At 59.0% G+C, this 20,784-nt stretch carries 20 protein-coding genes; all 20 read right to left on the bottom strand.

The window, feature by feature from the left end:
• Nucleotide 1: 1 nt before the first annotated feature.
• The gene (locus GSM73_RS06370) at nt 2-397 is read right to left on the bottom strand and encodes an STAS domain-containing protein (RefSeq protein WP_331717220.1); all 396 of its coding nucleotides are present in this window, start codon (nt 395-397) and stop codon (nt 2-4) included.
• 102 nt (nt 398-499) lie between these two features.
• Nucleotides 500-949, bottom strand: coding sequence for a flagellar export protein FliJ (gene fliJ / locus GSM73_RS06365; protein WP_047226250.1), 450 nt, complete (start codon nt 947-949; stop codon nt 500-502).
• 6 nt (nt 950-955) lie between these two features.
• A complete protein-coding gene (gene fliI / locus GSM73_RS06360; protein ID WP_047226249.1) occupies nt 956-2,314 on the bottom strand; it encodes a flagellar protein export ATPase FliI in 1,359 nt (452 codons plus the stop codon).
• Entirely contained in the window at nt 2,304-3,149 is an 846-nt protein-coding gene (gene fliH / locus GSM73_RS06355) for a flagellar assembly protein FliH (RefSeq protein WP_047226248.1), read from the bottom strand. Before fliH ends, fliI begins: the two co-directional genes overlap by 11 nt.
• Nucleotides 3,150-3,156: 7 nt before the next feature.
• Nucleotides 3,157-4,176 (bottom strand): flagellar motor switch protein FliG, encoded by a 1,020-nt coding sequence (gene fliG, locus GSM73_RS06350; protein ID WP_003199086.1) that lies wholly within the window; start codon nt 4,174-4,176, stop codon nt 3,157-3,159.
• On the bottom strand, nt 4,169-5,953 hold the full coding sequence (gene fliF / locus GSM73_RS06345; RefSeq protein ID WP_047226247.1) for a flagellar basal-body MS-ring/collar protein FliF: 1,785 nt from the start codon (nt 5,951-5,953) through the stop codon (nt 4,169-4,171). Before fliF ends, fliG begins: the two co-directional genes overlap by 8 nt.
• A 15-nt stretch (nt 5,954-5,968) precedes the next feature.
• Nucleotides 5,969-6,295 carry a flagellar hook-basal body complex protein FliE gene (fliE, locus tag GSM73_RS06340; protein WP_047226246.1) on the bottom strand — a complete coding sequence of 109 codons (327 nt, stop codon included), beginning with the start codon at nt 6,293-6,295 and terminating at the stop codon, nt 5,969-5,971.
• Between the two features lie 215 nt (nt 6,296-6,510).
• Nucleotides 6,511-7,899 (bottom strand): sigma-54 dependent transcriptional regulator, encoded by a 1,389-nt coding sequence (locus tag GSM73_RS06335; RefSeq protein WP_047226245.1) that lies wholly within the window; start codon nt 7,897-7,899, stop codon nt 6,511-6,513.
• A 5-nt stretch (nt 7,900-7,904) separates the two neighbouring features.
• Nucleotides 7,905-9,113 carry a PAS domain-containing sensor histidine kinase gene (locus tag GSM73_RS06330; RefSeq protein WP_076385832.1) on the bottom strand — a complete coding sequence of 403 codons (1,209 nt, stop codon included), beginning with the start codon at nt 9,111-9,113 and terminating at the stop codon, nt 7,905-7,907.
• A 111-nt stretch (nt 9,114-9,224) separates the two neighbouring features.
• Nucleotides 9,225-10,700, bottom strand: a complete 1,476-nt coding sequence (locus GSM73_RS06325; RefSeq protein WP_047226243.1) for a sigma-54 dependent transcriptional regulator — start codon at nt 10,698-10,700, stop codon at nt 9,225-9,227.
• Between the two features lie 169 nt (nt 10,701-10,869).
• Entirely contained in the window at nt 10,870-11,166 is a 297-nt protein-coding gene (locus GSM73_RS06320; protein WP_047226242.1) for a hypothetical protein, read from the bottom strand.
• An 11-nt stretch (nt 11,167-11,177) separates the two neighbouring features.
• Nucleotides 11,178-11,573, bottom strand: coding sequence for a flagellar export chaperone FliS (fliS, locus tag GSM73_RS06315; RefSeq protein ID WP_047226241.1), 396 nt, complete (start codon nt 11,571-11,573; stop codon nt 11,178-11,180).
• Between the two features lie 133 nt (nt 11,574-11,706).
• Entirely contained in the window at nt 11,707-13,143 is a 1,437-nt protein-coding gene (fliD, locus tag GSM73_RS06310; protein WP_160891906.1) for a flagellar filament capping protein FliD, read from the bottom strand.
• 81 nt (nt 13,144-13,224) lie between these two features.
• Entirely contained in the window at nt 13,225-13,590 is a 366-nt protein-coding gene (locus GSM73_RS06305) for a flagellar protein FlaG (protein ID WP_047226239.1), read from the bottom strand.
• Nucleotides 13,591-13,662: 72 nt separating this feature from the next.
• On the bottom strand, nt 13,663-14,514 hold the full coding sequence (locus tag GSM73_RS06300; RefSeq protein ID WP_024617493.1) for a flagellin domain-containing protein: 852 nt from the start codon (nt 14,512-14,514) through the stop codon (nt 13,663-13,665).
• A 253-nt stretch (nt 14,515-14,767) separates the two neighbouring features.
• Nucleotides 14,768-15,037, bottom strand: a complete 270-nt coding sequence (locus GSM73_RS06295) for a hypothetical protein (protein WP_076385836.1) — start codon at nt 15,035-15,037, stop codon at nt 14,768-14,770.
• On the bottom strand, nt 15,034-16,326 hold the full coding sequence (locus GSM73_RS06290; RefSeq protein WP_160891904.1) for a motility associated factor glycosyltransferase family protein: 1,293 nt from the start codon (nt 16,324-16,326) through the stop codon (nt 15,034-15,036). Before GSM73_RS06290 ends, GSM73_RS06295 begins: the two co-directional genes overlap by 4 nt.
• Nucleotides 16,327-16,410: 84 nt before the next feature.
• The gene (locus GSM73_RS06285; RefSeq protein ID WP_160891902.1) at nt 16,411-17,337 is read right to left on the bottom strand and encodes a ketoacyl-ACP synthase III; all 927 of its coding nucleotides are present in this window, start codon (nt 17,335-17,337) and stop codon (nt 16,411-16,413) included.
• A gap of 230 nt (nt 17,338-17,567) precedes the next feature.
• Nucleotides 17,568-20,501 carry a TIGR00180 family glycosyltransferase gene (locus tag GSM73_RS06280; protein ID WP_160891900.1) on the bottom strand — a complete coding sequence of 978 codons (2,934 nt, stop codon included), beginning with the start codon at nt 20,499-20,501 and terminating at the stop codon, nt 17,568-17,570.
• A 50-nt stretch (nt 20,502-20,551) separates the two neighbouring features.
• On the bottom strand, nt 20,552-20,784 hold a 233-nt coding region (locus GSM73_RS27025), incomplete at its 5' end, for a cephalosporin hydroxylase family protein (protein WP_256676741.1).

Genomic DNA, 20,784 nt, shown 5'->3' with positions numbered 1-20,784 from the left:
GTCAAGCTTTTCCGGGATGAAGTTTGTCCTGGAGATGGCCTGCCTGTGGCTTGTCTTTTTCTCCCGAGCTGTCTTTCCCTGCTTCTTCTTTCGGATAGATATCGAACAGCTTGTCGAAGTTGGAGATCGCGAGGATTTTCTTGACGTCACTGTTGCTGTTCACGATCCGGATATCCGAATCTTCGCCGCCGGCATGATCGCGTAGCAGCAGGAGCATGCCCAAGGCGGAACTGTCGAGATAAGTGGCTTCTTTCAAGTCCACCACAATGGATTCGGGCTTTTTGTTGAGCCGCTCGTAAGACTCGCGAAACTCCTGATGCCGCCCAAAATCGAAACGACCCTTGATCGAGATCGTCAGCTTTTGCCCATCGGGGGATACTTCGGTAACGACTGACATGTTCGGCTTCCTTGTCATGGACATACGTGTACAAGGTTTAGCACCTGGTAGAAGTCTGAGCAAGGTTTGGAACACTTCCCTCTCAAAATCCCGGCCCGATGATCAATACGGATCCTGACGCGGCAGACGCTGGGACAATTCATCCAGCAGTTTTTGCTCGCGCCTGTCCTCCAATCGCCGCGCTTCGTCGATATAACGCTGTACGAGTTTGCGCAGCCCTTCGACCCGGGCGAAAGCCTCCTGCCAACTCTGGCGAGCCTTTTCCAGGTTGTTCTGGTGCCAGACCAGACTCTGGCGCTGCTGGTCAATGGCGGTGCCCAATTGCGCAAGAAAGCCCTGGTAACCCAGCAACCATTGGCCGGAAACCCCATGGCTGCCACGGGCGATCCACTGCTCCTGGTATTCGAGACGGAAGTTTTCCAGGTCCGCCAGTTTGCTTTCGGCGACGGCCACCTGCCCCTGGAAATATGCCAGACGCTGGACGGCGGTTTTTTCGGCTTTTTCCGCCATCTCCACCACGGGCGCCAGACGCGCCGCACGACTTGTGGCCATGGCCGGTTACCCGCCGGCGACCGGAGTGAAGATGCTCTGCAGGTGCGCTTCGCTGGCGCCCATGCCGATGTTGTCGTTCAGGCTCTGGCGCAGATAGACCGCCATTGCCGGATAGAGATTGATGGCGGTATCGGTCTCACGATCACCGCCGGGCACGTAGGCACCGACGCTGATCAGATCGCGGCTTTGCTGATAGCGCGACCAGTATTGCTTGAACTGTTGGGCACGCTTGAGGTGCTCGGCGCTGATGACCGACGGCATGACCCGACTAATGGACGCCTCGATGTCGATGGCCGGATAGTGCCCTTCTTCGGCCAGACGCCGGGACAACACGATGTGACCGTCGAGCACGCCACGGGCCGAGTCGGCAATGGGATCTTGCTGATCGTCGCCTTCGGACAGCACGGTATAGAACGCCGTGATCGAACCGCCGCCCTTTTCCGCATTACCGGCGCGCTCAACCAGCTTGGGCAACTTGGCGAATACCGAGGGTGGATAGCCTTTGGTGGCCGGCGGCTCGCCAATGGCCAGGGCGATTTCCCGCTGGGCCTGGGCGAAACGGGTCAACGAGTCCATCAGCAGCAGGACATTCTTACCCTTGTCGCGGAAATACTCGGCGATTCGCGTGCAGTACATGGCGGCCCGCAGGCGCATCAACGGAGCATCATCGGCTGGCGAAGCCACGACCACTGATCGCTTGAGGCCCTCTTCGCCGAGGATGTGCTCGATGAACTCCTTCACCTCGCGGCCCCGTTCGCCGATCAGCCCGACCACGATAATGTCCGCCTCGGTGAATCGGGTCATCATGCCCAGCAGCACACTCTTGCCCACCCCCGTACCGGCAAACAGGCCCAGACGCTGACCGCGCCCGACCGTCAACAAACCGTTGATGCAACGAATGCCCACGTCCAGCGGCACGCTGATGGGGTCGCGCTTGAGGGGGTTGATCGTCGGGCCGTCCATCGGCACCCAATCCTCGGCCTTCATGCCGCCCTTGCCGTCCAGGGCACGCCCGGCGCCGTCCAGCACCCGTCCGAGCATGCTCATGCCCATGGGCAGCCGACCGGTGTCAGCCAAAGGCACAACCCGCGCGCCAGGTGCGATGCCGGCTACGCTGCCCACCGGCATCAGAAAGACCTTGCTGCCGGAGAAGCCCATGACTTCGGCTTCGACCTGGACCGGGTGATAACTGTCGTCGTTGATCACCATGCAACGACTGCCCATGGCGGCACGCAGGCCCTCGGCTTCGAGGGTCAGGCCAACCATGCGCAGCAAGCGCCCTTCCAGGATCGGCTGCCCGGCCAGCTCGGTGGCCTCGGCGTAGCTGCCCAGGCGCTTGCCGAAGCTGGTTCGCTCAAGGCGCATCGCGGCCGTCCAGTTCAGGGGTACTGAGTTCAAGAGCATCCGACTCTGCGGCGTCTGGATCAATAGGGGTGTCAACCTGGGGCTCGTCCGGCAATTCCAGGCTCAGGTCGGCAGCAGCCGGGTGCAGTGCCTGTTCGTGCAACTGGTCGAAGAGCTTGGCCATGATCTGGCTGATGCGGGTTTCGATGGTCGCATCAATGCGGCTGTGCTCGGTTTCCACACGGCAACCGCCCGGCAGCAGGGATTCGTCCTCGACGATGCGCCAGGTTTCTTCATGACGCTCACGCAGTGCCTTGACCAGTTCGAAATCCTGAGGATTGATGTACAGCCGCACATTGCCCACGCCCAACGGCAAAAGCTTGAGGGCTTCGCGCATGACGTGTTCGATCTGGCTCGAATCAATGGCCAGTTCCCGCTGGATCACTTGTCGAGTGATGTGCTGCACCAGCCCGACCAGGGACTTCTCGATCTGAGTGTCCTGCTCGGCGATGGGCTCGAACAGGTTGAGCATCAGCGATTCCAGCGCGCGGAGCTTGGCTGTCAGCGCTACGTCGGCTTCCTGGCGAACCTTGAGCGTGGTGCTATGGAAACCTTCTTTTTCACCAATGGCGAAGCCTTCGTTGTAGGCCTCCTGACGAATGCTTTCGACTTCTTCGAGGGTCAGTGGCTGGACTTCTTCCAGCGGCACCTCCTCCATTTCCGGCAGTTCTTCCTCGGGCTCAGGCTCAGGCTCGGGCACGTGGGGATCGAAGCTGGGCAGCGACCAGACGTCAAAACCACCGACGTCCCGAGCGCGGATCAGGTCGCTGGGTGAACCATCACTCTTGGCAGACATAACGACCTTAGATCATCTCTTCGCCGCCCTTGCCACCGAGCACGATCTCTCCGGCTTCGGCCATACGGCGGGCGATGGTGAGGATTTCCTTTTGTGCGGTTTCCACGTCGCTGACACGTACCGGACCCTTGGCCTCGAGATCGTCGCGCAACAGTTCGGCCGCCCGTTTGGACATGTTCTTGAAGATCTTTTCCTTGACGCCTTCGTCCGACCCCTTGAGGGCCAGTACCAGGACGTCGGAGGACACTTCGCGCAACAGCGCCTGAATGCCGCGATCGTCGACATCGGACAGGTTGTTGAACACGAACATGAGGTCTTCGATCTGACCGGACAGGTCTTCGTCGAACTCGCGGATCGAGTCCATGAGCTGGCCTTCGATCGAACTGTCGAGGAAGTTCATGATGTCCGCCGCGCGCTTGATGCCACCCAGAGTGGTGCGCGAGGCATTGGAGTTACCCGAGAACTGCTTCTCGAGAATCTGGTTCAATTCTTTCAGGGCCGCCGGCTGCACGGTATTGAGCGACGATACCCGCAGGATGATGTCCAGGCGCACCTTATGATCGAAGTTGCCCAGCACTTCACCGGCCTGGTCCGGGTCGAGGTAAGCCACCACGATCGCCTGGATCTGCGGGTGCTCGTAACGAATCACGTCAGCCACCGCGCGCGGCTCCATCCACTTGAGGCTGTCCAGGCCGCTGGTATTGCCGCCCAGCAGAATCCGGTCGATCAGGCCATTGGCCTTGTCCTCGCCCAGGGCCTGGGTGAGCATTTTGCGCACGTAGTCGTCAGATCCGACGCCCAGGCTGGTCTGGTCGCCGACGATGTCGACGAACTCGCTCATCACCTGTTCGACCTGCTCACGGTGCACGTTGCCCATCTGCGCCATGGCCACGCCCACGCGCTGGACCTCCTTGGGACCCATGTGACGCAACACTTGGGCGGCGTCGGTCGACCCCAGGGACAGCAGCAAAATCGCGGCTTTGTCGACCCGGGACAATTTGGCAACAGCGGCTCGATTATCACTCATCTGCGTTAATCCACTCTTTCACGACCTGGGCCACACGACCCGGATCTTCTGCCACCAGACTCTTGATAGCGTTCAACTGAGCGTCATAGCCTTCACTCGGACTTGGCAGCAGAATGCTCTGCGGCCCACCGAGGCTGACGCGATCATTGGCCAATTCGCCATCCAGGCCGCCCATGCCTCCCAGCTCTACATCACCCAAGCCAGCCAACTGCTTGTTCTTGCCGCCACCGGTAATGTTGTTGAGCACCGGACGCAGCACGCCGAACACCAGGATCAGGATGAACAGCACACCCAATACTTGCTTGACCACATCCCAGAACCAGGGTTGCGAATAAAATGGAATGTCGGCGATTTCTTCGCCGCGCTCCTGGGAGAACGGCACGTTGATCACGCTCACGCTGTCGCCACGGCTGGCGTCGAAACCGACCGCGTCCTGCACCAGGCGAGTGAACCGCGCCAGTTCGTCGGCACTCCACGGCGCACGGCTGGTTTCGCCATTGGCCGGGTTGATCTTGACCTGATCGTCCACCACCACCGCGACCGACAGGCGATTCAAACGGCCCTGTTGCTGCTTGGTGTGGCTGATGGAGCGGTCGAGCTCGAAGTTCTTGGTCGATTGTTGGCGCTTGTCGGCCGGGTACGGCGCCAGCATCGGCTGACCGGTGGCCGGATCCATGATCTGTTGGCCGTTGGCGTCGATCAGCGGCTGGCCCGGTTGCACCATGCCAGCGGCCGCAGTGGCACCACCGGTGGTCTGGGGCGCGCTGGCCGGCGACGGCGGTTGGTTGCTAAGCGCACCAGGCACGCCTTGCGGGCCATTGCTGGCGGTGCGTTGCTCGTTCACCGACTGTTCGCTGCGCAACGCCGGTTGATCAGGGTTGAACTGTTCGGACGTCGACTCGACGGAGCTGAAATCCACATCGGCCGACACCTCGGCCTTGTAGCGGTCGTTACCCAGGATCGGTTGCAGGATGTTGTGCACCCGCTGAGTCAGCATGCCTTCCATGCGACGGCTGTAGTCGAATTGTTTGCCGGCCATGGTCAGAGCAGAGTTCTCCGCCTGATCGGACAACAGGTTGCCCTTCTGGTCGACCACGGTGATCTGGGACTTGCTCAACTCGGGAACACTGGTAGCCACCAGATTGACGATGGCCACGACCTGGCTGGGCTCCAAAGAGCGACCGGAATACAGTTCAACCAGTACCGAGGCGCTTGGCTTGCGCTCATCGCGCACAAACACCGAGCTTTTTGGAATCGCCAGGTGCACACGGGCACCCTTGACGTTGTTCAGACTGGCAATGGTGCGCGCCAATTCGCCTTCAAGGCCGCGACGATAACGGGTCGCCTCCATGAACTGGCTGGTACCCAGGCCCTGGTCCTTGTCGAGGATCTCGAAACCGATATTGCCATCGGTGGGCGTTACGCCAGCAGCGGCGAGCTTGAGGCGCGCGCGCGCCACGTCGTCGGCCTTGACCAGCAAGGCGCCGGAATTGGGTTCGACGGTATAAGGAATGTCGGCGGCAGCCAGGGTTTCCATGACTTGCTTGGCGTCCATGCCCTCCAGACTGCCGTACAAAGGACGGTAGTCTGGCTGCTGGGACCACAGCACCACGGCAAACCCGATCGCCACGCTGGCAGCCAGGCCGACCAACAGGCCCACCTGACGCAGCATGGTCATCTCGGAGAGGTTTTCCAGGAAGGACAGACCGAACAGCGGCGGTTTGCCGTCGGGCGGAGTGGCCTTGGCCGGAACGTTATCAGCGACTGCTTCTGCCATGACTCAATAATTTCCTTAGACCGGCATCTGCATGATGTCTTGGTAGGCTTGAACCAGCTTGTTACGAACCTGGGTCAACGCCTGAAACGAGACACTGGCTTTCTGCGAAGAGATCATCACGTCCGTCAGATCGACGCCACTTTTGCCAATCTCGAAAGCACTGGCCAACTGACTCGATGCCTGCTGGGTATCGTTCACTTTATTGACGGCCTGACCGAGCATGTCGGAAAAACTGCTGGCGCCCACTTCCGGGACCGCGACCGACTTAGGCTGTGCCATGGCGTCCATTTGCATGGCCCGCATGTCCAGCATCAACCGATTAAATTCAATACCTTGGCTCATGGTCTACTCTCTCTGGCGGCCCGCATTTTTTTGACACTTACTCAGCGGGTACACAGGTATTAGCAACAAGGGTGCCAGCTCCGTGACCGTAAAAAACAAATGCATGTGGGAGCGGGCTTGCTCGCGAAGGCGGTGGTTCAGTCAATGCAACGGCGACTGGTAAATCGCTTTCGCGAGCAAGCCCGCTCCCACAAGGGATATTCGGTGCACATCACTCAACTGGCGAACAGGTAGGCCTCGACGTCCATGCCGGCGTCACGCATTTGCGCCAGCTTGTAGCGCAGGGTGCGCGGGCTGATCCCCAAGCGCTCGGCCGCTTCCTTGCGACGCCCGCGCTCGGCGCGCAGGGTGTCGATGATCATCTGGAATTCGCGACGACGCAGGTCGTCTCCCAAAGCACCGGCCGATTCGCCCTCCACTTCCGCCGGAGGGGCGAACGCCGGGACCGCTGACACGGCCGGCAATGGCGCGCAGGCCACCGGACCGCTCAGGCAAAAATCTTCCGGCTGGATCAGACCGCCCTGCTGCAGAATCAATGCCCGCTGAATCGCGTTATCCAGCTCCCGTACGTTGCCAGGCCAAGGGTAGGCGATCAGAAACGCCTGGGCCTCGGGGGACAGCCTGGCTGCCGCATGCTTCATTTTATTGACGTGTTTGGTCAGCAGACGCTCGGCCAGCGGCAGGATATCGGCGGTGCGCTCGCGCAACGGTCGCCAGGCCAGCGGAAATACTGATAGACGGTAGTAAAGGTCTTCGCGAAAACGCCCTGCCGCCACTTCGCCAGCCAGGTCGCGGTTGGTGGTCGCCACCACGCGGATATCCAGGCTGATAGGCTTGCGCGCACCCACCCGCTCCACTTCCCGCTCCTGCAACACGCGCAACAGCTTGGCTTGCAGGCCAAGGGGCATTTCGGAAATTTCATCGAGCAGAATGGTGCCACCGTCAGCCTGCTCGAACTTGCCGGCCTGGGCCGAGATGGCGCCAGTAAACGAGCCCTTCTCGTGACCGAACAGCGTCGCCTCCAACATATTGTCGGGAATCGCCGCACAGTTAATGGCAATGAACGGTTCGCTGGCACGCCGGGATTGCTGGTGAATGTAGCGCGCCAGCACCTCCTTGCCGGTGCCGGATTCGCCGGAAATCAAAACAGTGGAGTCGCTGCGAGCCACCCGCGCGGCCAACGCCAGCAACTGCGCACTGGCCGGTTCGATCGCGACCGGGCCTTCACCCTCGACGGCAGGGCTGCCCAAGGCATGGCGGGCCACCAGATCCAACAGCGCCTTGGGCTCGAACGGCTTGACCAGATAATCCGCAGCCCCCTGGCGCATGGCATCCACGGCGCGCTCGACGGCACCGTGGGCAGTCATCAGCAGGACCGGCAATTGAGGTTGGCGGGCGCGCAACAAACCAAGCAGCTGGTGCCCGTCCATGCCCGGCATGTTGACGTCACTGACCACCAGGCCGAAGGTCTCTTGAGCCACGGCCAGCAAAGCATCTTCCGCCGAACCGACGGCGGTGTAATCGTGCCCGGCCAGCACCAGGGTATCGGCCAGCGCCTCACGCAGGGCCCGGTCATCCTCAACCAGTAACACCTTGATCGCCATGACCTTCACTCCACTCCCGGCGTACTGGAAAACAATGGCAAAAGCACCAGTGCACAGGTGCCACGCCCCAGACGCGAGCGCAGTTGCAATTCTCCCTGATGGGCACGCGCCACTGCCTTGACTACGGTCAGGCCCAAGCCCGTGCCTGTGGTCTTGGTGGTAAAAAAGGGTTCGCCCAAACGCGCCAGCACCGCTGGCTCGATGCCGCTACCACTGTCACTGACACACAAGCGCAAGGTGTTGCCCCGTGTGTACAAGTGCACTTTGAGCCGGACGTCGCCGCCGCTGGCCTGGACCGCGTTTTCGATCAGGTTCAACACTGCGCCCACCAGGGTGTCGCGATTACACAACACCTCGCCATCATGGCTGTCGCATTGCCAGCGAATTGGCAGGTCCTGCACGTGAGTCAATGCGGCGGCTTGCAAGGATTGCAGCAAGACCTTGGGGGTGACGCGATCGGTCAATGGCAACTCGCCACGAGCGAACACCAGCATGTCGCGCACCTGATGCTCCAGCTCGTGCAGCCGCTCTTTCAGGCGTCCGGCGAAGCGTTGTTGGGTTTCCACCGGCAGTTGCTGCTCGGTCAGATGACTGGCGTACAGCAAAGCGGCCGACAGCGGCGTACGAATCTGATGAGCCAGCGAGGCCACCATCCGCCCCAGGGAAGACAGGCGTTCGTGGCGGGCCAGTTGATCTTGCAGGTGACGGGTTTCGGTCAGGTCATTGAGCAACACGAGCTGCCCGGGCTCGGCGTCCAGCGAACGAGTGGAGATGGACAGGCGCCGACCGTCCTTGAGCGACACTTCATGGCCGTCGTCTTCACGCGGGGCGAAGCAGCGGGCGATGACGTGCCGCCACAACTCGCCCTCCAATGGCAGGCCAAGCAGCTCGCAGGCCGCCGGATTGGCTTCGCGCACGCGACCATGGGCATCGATGACGATAACGCCACCGGGCAACAGGTCGAGGAGATTTTGCAGCCGATTAGCCAGCCGTTCCTTTTCCGCCAGCTCCTGCATGCGCTGGGCACTGACCACTGCCAGCTCGCCCTTGAGCTCAGTGACGCGAGCTTCGAGCAGGCTGTAGGAATCGGTCAACCGGCTGGACATCTGGTCGAACAGCGAAAAGGCCTGCTCAAGTCCAACCCGGCTTGCCTGCTCGGCGGACGGCATGATCCCCGGCTCGGGGACAGGTGAGATCTGGGCGGCTTGGGTCATCGTGCTCTCTCGCTTGGCTGACCGTCAGTTAAACGGAACGTTGCGAGGGATGTAGCAATACCCGTGCCGAAAAAAAACCGCCTGAAAAATCAGGCGGTTGGAAAACAGGCGTCAATCATCCGCCTGTTCATCTCCTTCGCGACGGCTCATGCCGTACTTGCGCATCTTCTCCACCAGGGTGGTACGACGGATGCGCAGGCGTTCGGCGGCGCGGGCCACGATACCGTTGGCATCGTCCAGGGCCTGCTGGATAAGGCCTTGTTCCAGGCCTCCCAGATAATCCTTGAGGTCAAGGCCTTCTGGTGGCAGCAAGGCATTGGCGGTGAAGTCGGGCGTATGGCCGTTGATCGCCACGCGCTCTTCCAGATCGCTGCGCAGGCTATCGACCATTTGCTCGTCTTCATCGTCGACATAACGGAATTTCTTCGGCAACTCGACCACGCCGATCACACCGTAGGGATGCATGATCGCCATGCGCTCGACCAGATTGGCCAGCTCACGGACGTTACCCGGCCAACCGTGGCGGCACAGGGACATGATTGCCGCCGAGTTGAAACGGATCGAGCCGCGCTTCTCGTGCTCCATGCGCGAAATCAGTTCGTTCATCAGCAGCGGGATGTCTTCGACCCGCTCACGCAGCGGTGCCATTTCAATCGGGAAAACATTGAGGCGGTAATAGAGGTCTTCGCGGAAACTGCCCACCTCGATCATGCTCTCGAGGTTCTTGTGGGTCGCGGCGATGATTCGCACATCGACGCTCTGGGTCTTGTTGCTGCCCACGCGCTCGAAGGTGCGTTCCTGCAAGACTCGCAGCAACTTGACCTGCATCGGCAACGGCATATCACCGATTTCATCGAGAAACAGCGTGCCGCCGTTGGCCAGCTCGAACCGCCCGGCCCGGCTGGTGATGGCGCCGGTGAAGGCTCCCTTCTCGTGTCCGAACAGTTCGCTCTCGAGCAACTCGGCCGGGATCGCACCGCAGTTGACCGGCACGAACGGCGCTTCGCGACGCTTGGAATGGTAGTGCAGGTTACGCGCAACCACTTCCTTGCCGGTGCCCGACTCACCCAGGATCAACACGCTGGCGTCGGTATCGGCGACCTGCTGCATCATCTGGCGCACATGCTGGATCGCCCGACTGGTGCCAACAAGACTACGGAAAAGGTTGGGCTCGCGATGCCGGCCGCGCTCGCGCGCCTGGTCGTACATCTCGCGATAAACCTGGGCGCGGTGCAGCGAATCGAGCAACTTGCTGTAGCTGGGTGGCATTTCCAACGTGGAAAGCACCCGGCGGCGCTGGTCCTCAGGCAAGTCAACGGAAGAATTTTCGCCCATTAACAAAACCGGAAGGAACTCATCCCAGGTTGAGAGTGTCTTTAGCAAGCCCAAAAGCGTTGCGGGTGCATTTACGGTTCCGATCAGAACGCAAATGACCTCACGACTGGACGACAAAGAGCCGACGGCCTGCTGCCAGTCATGGCTTCCGCAGGGTAAATTTTCTTCACCAAGAAAATTTAGGATCACCGCCAAATCGCGGCGGCGGACGCTATCGTCATCGATCAGGAGAATTTTGGTTTCACGCCACATGCAATAGCAACTTCCCTAGTCAACTCAATGCCCGGAATTTGGGGGCAAGCTAGACGCTTGCAGACTTGTCATGCCTGTAGACGCCTGAAATCTGTAAACAGCCACTAGTTAAGTCAAAAAACCGTGCACAGTCAAATTTATGGCGCACTTTGTTCGGATTAACTGAGCGTTAACCGAACAGATGGTAAACCTTTGCCGCGTTCTGCGCTTGATGGATCTGCGACATCTCGTCGACAATCGCCTGACGCTCGCCAGTGGCCGCCTCCAGCAGCTGCCGATAGACCCCCAGCAACTCCTCAAGATTGCTCCGCAACGCCGCCTCGTCTACCTCAGGCTCGCTCAGAACGTCTTCCATGCAGGAACGGCAAGCCAGGTCCAATTGACCGATTGCCTCCCAGTTGCGCTCGGCCAGGGCACCGACCAGGGCATCACGGGTTTGTTCGATTCGCTGCAAGACAAGACTCATGAGCGTGCTCCTTAGAATTGCGGACCCGGTACGGCGATGGCATCCCAACCTTCCTTGACCGTGCTCAGCAGATCGGCGACTTCGTCGAGGATCTTCGGATCAGTCTTGGCGTTGGCTTCGGCCAGGCGCTTCATCATGTAGGTATAGAGGCTATCCAGCTCGGTGACCGACTCGGCCTGGTTTTCCAGGTCCAGGCCTTCACGCAAACCGCCAATGATGCCGATGGCCTTACTGATCAGTACGCCTTTATTGGCGATATCCTTGCGCTCCATCGCACCCTTGGCCTGGGCAATGCGGTCCAGCCCGCCCTCCATCAGCATCTGCACCAGACGATGGGGACTTGCTTCGGAGGTTTGCGCCTGGGCGCCAATCTTCTGGTATTGGCGAAGGGCTAACATCGGATTCATGTTCTACCTCATCAAAAAAAACTTCGGTTCGTATAAACAGCGTATCGACGCCGCGTCAAAAAACTTTAGATCGAAAAAGCCGAAAGCCCGGAGCGTCCTGAGACGCTACCGGGCTTTTGTGTATCGACCAGAATCAGCTGTTTTTCTGCTGTGCCGTCATGGCTTCGAACATCGAGGTGATGTTACTGGCAGTGGCTTTCAGCCTGCCCACCAGGGTATCCATGTCGTTGTACTTTTTGGTCAGCACCGCGGTGAGGGTTTCGATTCGGCGATCAAGGGCCAACTGATCTTCGCTCAGTTTCGCCTTGAGAACTTCCAGGTTCTTGGATCGAGCCGTCAGGATGTTATCCACAGGCTTGCCATTGGAGTCCTTCTTACTGGTCTCCGTGTAGGGATTGAGTGCATTCTGCATGCGCTCGATCAGACCATTTTCCCCAGTGAACAGGGTCTGGATTTCTCCACCCAACTGCCTTTCGTTCACGGCAGTTGCGAACTTCGTACTGTCAAAATCCAGGGCACCAGTCGTCTGGTTGGTGGTAATCCCCAACTGCGACAACACGGTCAGCTTATCGCCAGCACCGGTTTCGGACAAAGGCGCGCGAATAGCCGCCAAAAGCGAGCGAGGCAATGAGTCACCGGTCAATGCTGCCGGAACCGAGTTACCTTCGGCATCTGTCGATGGCTTGGTCAGGGAAGTCACGGCCTTCGCAATAGCGTTATAAGCATCGACAAACTTCTGAATCGAAGCTTTCAGACCGTCGGTGTTGGCAGCAACGGTGACGGTCGTCGGGCCGGTACCGGCAACGACTAACGTCATGCTCAAGCCTGAGACCACGTTATCCAGCTTGTTGGTCGGACTGGTCATCGCCAGGCCGTCGACGTTGAACTTGGCATCCTGTGCGAACACCAGAGAACCTGAAGAAGTCGCGGTGGGGGGTGTAGCCATCGCTACAGAGCCGTCAGCCGCAAGACTGGCAATGCCGCTGAGAGAAATATCGTTGCCCGCACCAGTTTTAGTCGAGCCCACCACAAGACGTGAACCAAAACTGTCGGTCACGATGTTGGCGGCCAGACCGCTGGAGGAGTATTTGCTGTTGATAGCGTCCCGAACCGACTGCAGCGTCGAATCAGCAGGAATATCAAGGGTGTAATCCGTACCGCCCTGGCTAATGGTCAGCGTACCGGTCTCCACCGCACTGGAAGCTCCACCGGCGAAAGCAGCCGTGGCAACTTTTGAGGAGGTTGCCAGCTGAGTGACGTTGACCGAGTAGATACCACTTACCGCCGAGTTCCCGGCTGTCACCGTCAGCGCACTGGTATTGGCCGAAGTAGCGGAAACACCGGTGAATTGAGGCGTGGTCGTGCTGCCCAGGCTTTCAAGCGCGGACTGGAAGGTAGCCAACAGCGATTTCAGGGTGCCGATCCCCGAAATATTGGCGGTATTGGTCTTGGTGGCGCGGTCAATCTGACCTTGCTTGGCTGCTTTGTCAGAATCCACCAATGCCTTGACGATAGCACCGGTATCAAGGCCAGAGCCTAAACCCAAGCCAGGTAGAATTGGACTTGCCATGTGGGACTCCCTTCAGTGTGCCGCCGGTCTTTTGACCTTTAAAACGTCAAAAGAACCAAACAACAAAATTCGTGCCAGCTGTCAGGCTTGTGCGCTGAACAACAGGCTGCTTGCATCATTCAAACTGTTCGCCAGCTTGAGCACTTCTTCATTAGGGATCTGGCGAATCACTTCACCGGAGCCGCTGGCAATCACTTTGACGACCACTTTGCCTGAAGGCTCATCGATTGAGAACTCCAGATTGCGCTTGACCGACTGAACAAAGGTTTCGATCTCCTGAACCGCTCTCTTCAGTTTTTCCTGCTCGGCCTCAGCGTCTTTTGGCTCATCCTTGACCGGTACCACGGTGGCAGCATCGGCTCGAGGCTTCTCCACTGGCTTGTCGGCAAATGTCGTCGCCGGCTTCGCAGCTGGATAAGACAAGTTCAGCTTCACGCTCATATCCATGTCCATCACCTCTTGAACGGAAAAAGCGAGAGAGTACGCAAGCGCACTCCCCCGCTAAAACTCATCCGACTATTACTGAAGCAGCTTCAGTACAGCGGATGGCAGTTGGTTGGCCTGGGCCAGAACCGAAGTGGAAGCCTGTTGCAGAGTCTGCTGCTTGGTCAGCTGGGCAGTTTCAGCAGCGAAGTCGGTGTCTTGTACACGACCCAGTGCAGCAGCGGCGTTTTCGTTGATGTTCTGCAGGTTGGAGATGGTGCTGGTCAGACGGTTCTGGGCAGCACCGAGGTCCGCACGGCTGGCGTTGATGGTCGCCAGAGCAGCGTCGATCGCGTCGATTGCAGCTGCAGTGTTGGTTTCAGCCTCAGCACTATCAGCAGCACTGATCGCGATGGCAGCAGAGTCAACGCTCAGGGTCGCAGCGTCGAAGCTGTCGCTCAGGGTCAGAGTGATCTGGTTGGTAGCACCGGTGTTGGAGCCGACCTGGAAGGTCATGGTGCCAGCGGAACCGTCGATCAGGTTCTTGCCGTTCAGGTTGGTCGAATCAGCGATACGGGTCAGTTCGTCCGACATCTGAGCAAATTCTTTGTTCAGAGCATCACGGTCTGCAGTGCCGTTGTTGTCGTTTCGAGCCTGGACAGCCAGTTCACGCATACGTTGCAGAATGTTGGTGGATTCCTGCAGAGCGCCTTCAGCGGTCTGAGCGATGGAGATACCATCGTTGGCGTTTTTGATCGCAACAGTCTGACCGCGGATTTGCGAGGTCATACGAGTAGAGATCTGCAGGCCGGCGGCGTCGTCTTTGGCGCTGTTGATTTTCAGGCCGGAAGACAGACGGGTCATCGAAGTGGACAGAGCATCGGAAGCCTTGTTCAGGTTCTTCTGAACGTTCAACGATGTGACGTTAGTGTTTACTGTTAAAGCCATGACGAATTCCTCGTTGGTTGGGTACTGCGGCTTCCGGCCCTGGCAACCGCCGGGTGTGGCCTAGAGAACCTTCGTAATAGTTATCGTCGTAATCGGAACTTGCTTTAGCTGTTTTTTCAAATAATTTGCCATCAGGGTGCCACCCCTCGTAAATCAAGGACTTGGCAGCGCTCAGAAGGTAAAAAAATGACGTCAGGGAATTGCCGGAGCCGCTATTCGTCCAGACAGCGGTCCTAGCGGAGGGGAAAAAGACTTAAACCGCCTGACCAGCGGTCAATAGGTCAACCAGCTCGTACTCAAGATAATCCGCCAGCGAAAGCCAGTTCTGAGCCTGCTGATCGTTGAACATCAAGCCAAGCAAACCGCCCCACGATGACTGGACATCGCCTGGCATAAGCTCGACAAAAGGCTGGGCCGCCTCGACCACTGCAACCATCGCCAGCCCCGCCTCGACATCGCGGCCAAGACGAAACAGCCGAGCACATCCGCGTGCGTCTTCGATGACCACCTCAAGGCTGCTCATCGCACAAACTCTGGATGAAAAGCAGTGCCCACGATCATCGCTCCATCTCGACTGCTGTTATAAAAGCGCACCTGAGGGTGCCTGGCGACAAATCGCTCCAGCTCACACAAATAGCTACGGAAGTTGAGCTGAGTCTTGATGCGCTGGCCATGGCCATCAAGCACCCAATGCCTGGATGCGTCCAACTGTGGTCCCAAATCGCCGTCGTCCCAACCCGCATGGGTCTTGTCATGGGGAAAAGCGAAATCGGCTCCGAACAAAGTGACCTGCGCCGCGCCCATCCTGACGGCCAGGTCCACGGCCGGATGAATCACGCTGCCACCTACGTACAGCTCGCCCCGAGGCAGTTGCTGGCGCATTTGATGATAGACAGGGCTGGCGGAATAACCGGCATAACGGCGGCCCTGCCAGGCTTCAATCACCGATGGATCCGCCATTGGCAGGTAAACCAGGGCAATGTCGCCGGTGTCTTCGGGCGGAAGGTGGCGCGCCGAAATGCGTTGATCAATGCTGACCACGATATCCGGTCGGATGCCCTGGGTGATCAAGGGCCGATAGGCCGTATCGACACAGATCAATAGCGGCCGCTGGGCTTGGCTATTCAAGCCGCGAAGTCTCTCGAAATGTTGCTCAAGGCTGGGACCGGTGGCAACGACGAACGCCTCACGCCCCTTGAACGCGCCGAACAGCTCGGCAACATCGCGGTCGTCTCGCACGAGATTGAATGTCGATTGCAACCGCTGGACGATCTCGGGGGCTTGGGAATCGAACTCCCGATTAGTGAAGTCCAGATGAATTTCGCTGATCAGGCGATCACGAATCTTGGCACTGTAATCATCGGCCAGTACCAGCTCGGCGGGGAGCGCGAAGAATGGCAATTGGATTTCCGCCAGATCGCCCGAGTAGAGCAACACCACCCTGGGATCGGCAAGCCATGGCATCTGATCCAGTACCTGCAGTACCAGGGAAAACACCGCGCCGTTGAGAACATGAACATACAACCGCTCGAGCCCTGCCCGCTCCAGCAAGCGGTTTTGCAGGTCGCCCAACCCGGTGCCGTAGACATGCACCATGGTGGCATCCTGCGGCAGGCTGGCAGCTTGCAGATCAGCTTCGGCGAGACGGTCATGCCGGCTGGTCAGCTGGATGCCGTTGATGCTCAGGGTCGAACCCAGGCCCTCCACCAGATCGGCCTGCAACTCACCGGCATTCTCCAGCAGCAACCGCTGGGCCACGGCCGGCCAGCGTTGCTCGATCACCTGGAAATTGCGCTCAAAGAACTCGCTCATGGCGTCTCGCTTTTCCATCAGGCAAAAAAATAGCGTTCAAGGTTACACCTTGGACGCTATTTTTTGTGCTCGGGCATTAACGGCTCAAGGACGATAAATGATCGCCGACCCCCAGGACAGGCCCACGCCAAAACCACTTAACGCCACGCGTTTCCAGTCGGAATCGAGCACATGCTTTTCCAGCAGCAATGGAATGCTTGACGACACGGTGTTCCCGGTCTCGACCATATCCTTGATGAACTTCTCCGGCTCGCCTTCGAAACGCCGCGCCACCGCATCGACAATCGCCGCACTGCCCTGGTGAATGCAGAACGCATCGATGTCGCTGGCCTGCAGATCGGACTCGGCGAGCAACTCATGCAAATGAGCCGGAACCTTGATCAAGGCGAAATTGAACACTTGGCGACCGTTCATGAAGAACACCCCGTCGCTGACCTTCAGGTGCGGCGCACCGGAACCGTCGGTGCCGAACTTGGCCTTGCCCAAGTGCCACGATGCATCCTCGCCCATCCAGGTAGCGGTAGCGGCGTCACCAAACAACATCGTGGTGTTGCGATCTTCCGGATCAACGATTTTCGAATACGGGTCCGCCGTTATCAGCAGGCCATTCTTCAGGCCGGCGGCTTCCATGAAGCCCTTGATGGCGTAGATGCCATAGACATAACCCGAGCAGCCCAGGGAGATATCAAACGCTGCGACAGTGGTCGGCAAACCCAGCTTGTCCTGAACGATGGCCGCCGTGTGAGGCAAGCCTTCTTCGTCACCGTTCTGGGTAACGACGATCAGTACATCGACAGATTCACGTTTCAGGCCGGGATTGTTGGCAAACAGCGCATTGGCCGCTTCTACACACAGGTCCGAGGTTTCCTGCCCGTCATCCTTGCGCGGCAAGAAGGCGGAACCGATCTTGCCCAGGATGAACTCTTCATCCTTGTCGAACTTCGCACCTTGTGCGTAATTATCCACGCCGGCTACAGGAACGTAGCTCGCAATGCCTTTTATGCCAATCATTACGGCTTCCCAATTAAAAATAGCCCAATACCACCGCTCGCAAGGATTCGAGGGGCGCCGACAAACGGGAAGTGTAAAGGGCTATCACTGGGCCTGATAAGGGCCAGGCGCCATCTTCCCGGTCAATACAATACAGTGAAGATGCGCGTTATGACTCACAGGTCACGCGATTTTACTGATTAAGCCTTTTGAAAAGGCCTAATCAGCAACAACGGGTTTAGTAACAGACCCTATGCAAGCAACCGCGACCAATCGACAGCCGTAGCGGTCCCCAGCGCAAAGCCGGTGCCGGTCAAGGCCAGGTTGGGGTTACGGGCCGGGTCGTGTTCAAAGCGCGCCCGCCATTTGTCCTGCAGGGCGCTAGCAGCCTGTGGCGCTTGGGCGAATGTGCCGGGGTGCAGCATCTGGGCCTGAGGGGTCCAGACGGTGAGATAACCCGCATCGGCCGCTTTCAGGCACAGATCGACATCGGCAAACGCCTCAGCGAAGTGGCCCTCGTCCAGGCCGTCCACGGCTTCGAACAGCTCCTTGCGGATCATCAGGCAAGCGCCCGACACCGCCGAGTAGCTCTGCTCCACCTGATGACCGTTGAGGTAGCCCTTGGCGTCCTTGCGTTCGCCAACAAACACCGAGCCCACCTGGCCGTCGGGCTTAAGCACCAGCCCGGCCTGGGTGGTGACACCGCGGTTGTCCATCTGTTTGCTGCCGACGACCCCCACTTCAGGCCGCTGGGCCTGGTTGAGCAGACTGTCGAGCCAGTTGGAGTTGACCACTTGCACCTGAGCAGACAGCAGCACCAGATAGTCACCTTTGGCCTGGCCGCTGGCCCAGTTGTACAACGCCGAAGTGCTCAAGCGGCGGTCGCTGCGCAGGATGCTAATCCGGTCGCCCTTGCCTTCCAGGCTATCCAGCCACTGGATCAGGTCTTCGGATTGGCTGTGATTGTCGGCAATCACGATTTCATGACGATGGTAGCGGGTACGCTGCAGCACGCTGACCAACGCCTGTTGGATGTGTTCGAAGTTGTCGCGGCTCTCAAGGATGATCGACACCAGCGGCCGTTCCGCGTGCTGGTAATCGATCTGGTAGGTCAGCGGCTGGGCCGAAGTGACCTGGGCGCGATAGCCCCGGGCAGTCAAGTGACGGGTCAACACCTGACGCTCTTGAGGGTTTTCTTCCTGCGTCGGGGCGTTGCAGATCAACAACGGCTCGGCCAGATGCGCCAGGCCGCTGAGCCCTTCGTCCTCGATCAGGCGCAACAGCAGGTCCAGTTCCAGGGCCTGGGTGTATTGCGCGGTAAAGCCACGGGCCTGGGTCAGCACCTCACGGCGAATCAGCCAGTGCCGCGCCATCAACGAAGGCACCGATTGCAACAGATCGAGGTTGACCCCCGGACGGAATACGTCGGTGAGGCCGCCATCGGCCTTGCGCTGGATTTCATCCATGGCCACCGCGCGCACGCCCTCGGCACCGATCAGTTCGAGACTGGCGCGCAGCAGGCCGCTTTGGGTGAACTGGTCACCGGCTTCGGCCAGCAACAGCCAGTCGGCGGTGGATTGCCCGACGATCTGATTGATGCGCTCGACGTAATTGGTGGTGCTGACTTTGACGAAGTGCACGGTGTCACGCGCGGTGGTGGTCGCCGGCAAGTCACCCGTGGTGAACACCACGACGTTGAATGCTTTGCAATGGCCGTTGACCAGGCTGTCGAAGGTAGCCTGCAACTTGAACATGTCAGCGTCCAGATCCAGCAACAGGATGCCAAACCGCGGCCCGCCCTGATGCTCGGCCAGGTGGGCGGCGATGGACTTGAGTTGCTGTTCATCGGGGTTACGTGCTTCAAGCCAGCTCAACAAGCGACCGGAGTGCATGTTCTCCAGTAACCGGCGATCCTGCTGCCCCGGCACCGAGTCCAGACGCTCGAGCCAGGCCTGCAACTTCACCGATTCTTCAGGCTCGTCGCTGTTCTTCAACGACTCGGCCAGGCGCTTGACCACGGTACGATTGAACGCGTACAGGCCTTGGGCCTCCCACAAACGACTGCGCAATGTGCGCTCGTCGTCATTGGGTTGCACCTGCATCAATTCGTGCTGGCGCAGCAGGATGCCTTCCAGTTGCTGAAGCTGAAGGCGACCGGCCGGCATTGCATGCAGCAGGAATTCAAACTGGGTCAGCAGATCGAAAACCCTCTGATTATAAAATGGCATTTCGACAAACTGTTGTGGGCCAAACGAACGTATCGGCTCGCCCCCTGCTTCCAGCCAGGCGGAACGAATGATCTGTGTACCTTTGAGTGAACGCCCCTGCTGCAAGCAGTCAGCCATGGCCGCAAAACTGTCCAAAGCAATCTGTTTGATACGCTCCGGAGCCTGCTCGGTAAGCTGGGTAGGCACGGATGCGAGAAACTCGGCGAACTGTTCCCGCTCGGCAACGCTTTTGGCGTCCTTGTAGCTAAGCACGGTCAACACATTGGTGTTGTGTTCGGAACCGCCGTAGTTGAGTTCGCGCACGGCGAACGGAATCGGCAGGATCCGCGCCTTGGCGCACGCCAGCAAGTAAAAGGTATGACCGATTTCCTGCCATTCGAAACTGGTGCCTGGCGGCAGCATGCCGTACCACTGCTGCAGCAGGTCGGTGCGGGTCACGGCGTAGAACGGCGGAAGGAACTGATCCATGAAACGGATCACACGGTCCTCGGCCAGTTCGCTGTTGTAGTCCTCATGCACCTTGCGATCACGACGGAAGTAGCAGACTTCTGTGGCGCAGGACAAATACATGATCCCGTAGCCATGGCACAGGCCATAGTCAGGGTTGGCTTCGAGGAACTCCACCGATTCGGTCAAGGCATCGTGCAGCAGGAAATCGTCATCGGCGGCGAACACCATGTAGGGCGTCGTGACCTGATTGACGCCGTACACCAGCTTGTCTTGCAGCCCCTTGTAAGTGAACTGAGGCAAGTGCCGGTAATCGACCGAGGGAAAGTCCCGGGCAATTTGCTCATCGCGCTCGACCGATGAATCAAGCACCAGCACCGAACACGGATAGCCGCTGTAGTAATGCAATGTCCGGCGCAGGAACGCACTGCGGTTGTGGGAGATCACCACCACTGTGAACCGCTCGTTCAGCGGTGCCACGTTGCTTTGAGCATTGTTTCGAACCTGCATATTTCCTGTCCCCACAACCTGCCAGACGCCAATGATTTGATACGGATGAATTAACGAACCCGGCGCAGATAGCCATCCGGTGCAACGGTGATCAGCAGCTTGTTCTGCAACTGCCGGTCAATTTCGAAATCGCCATTTTCCTCGAGGTATTTCCACACCGCGGTTTTCGGGTTGTCGCCCGGACCCCATGGACGATCCGGGAAAAAGTCCGCCGGCATGTCCTCGACCACGGTGTCCATCACCACGCAATAGCTGCCTACCGAAACCAGCGGCGCGTACAGAC

This window comes from Pseudomonas sp. PICF6 (genome assembly GCF_009831705.1).
GTDB lineage: Bacteria > Pseudomonadota > Gammaproteobacteria > Pseudomonadales > Pseudomonadaceae > Aquipseudomonas > Aquipseudomonas rhizophila.
The sequence above is the reverse complement of the archived record's forward strand: the minus strand, read 5'-3'. Positions and strand labels throughout refer to the sequence as shown.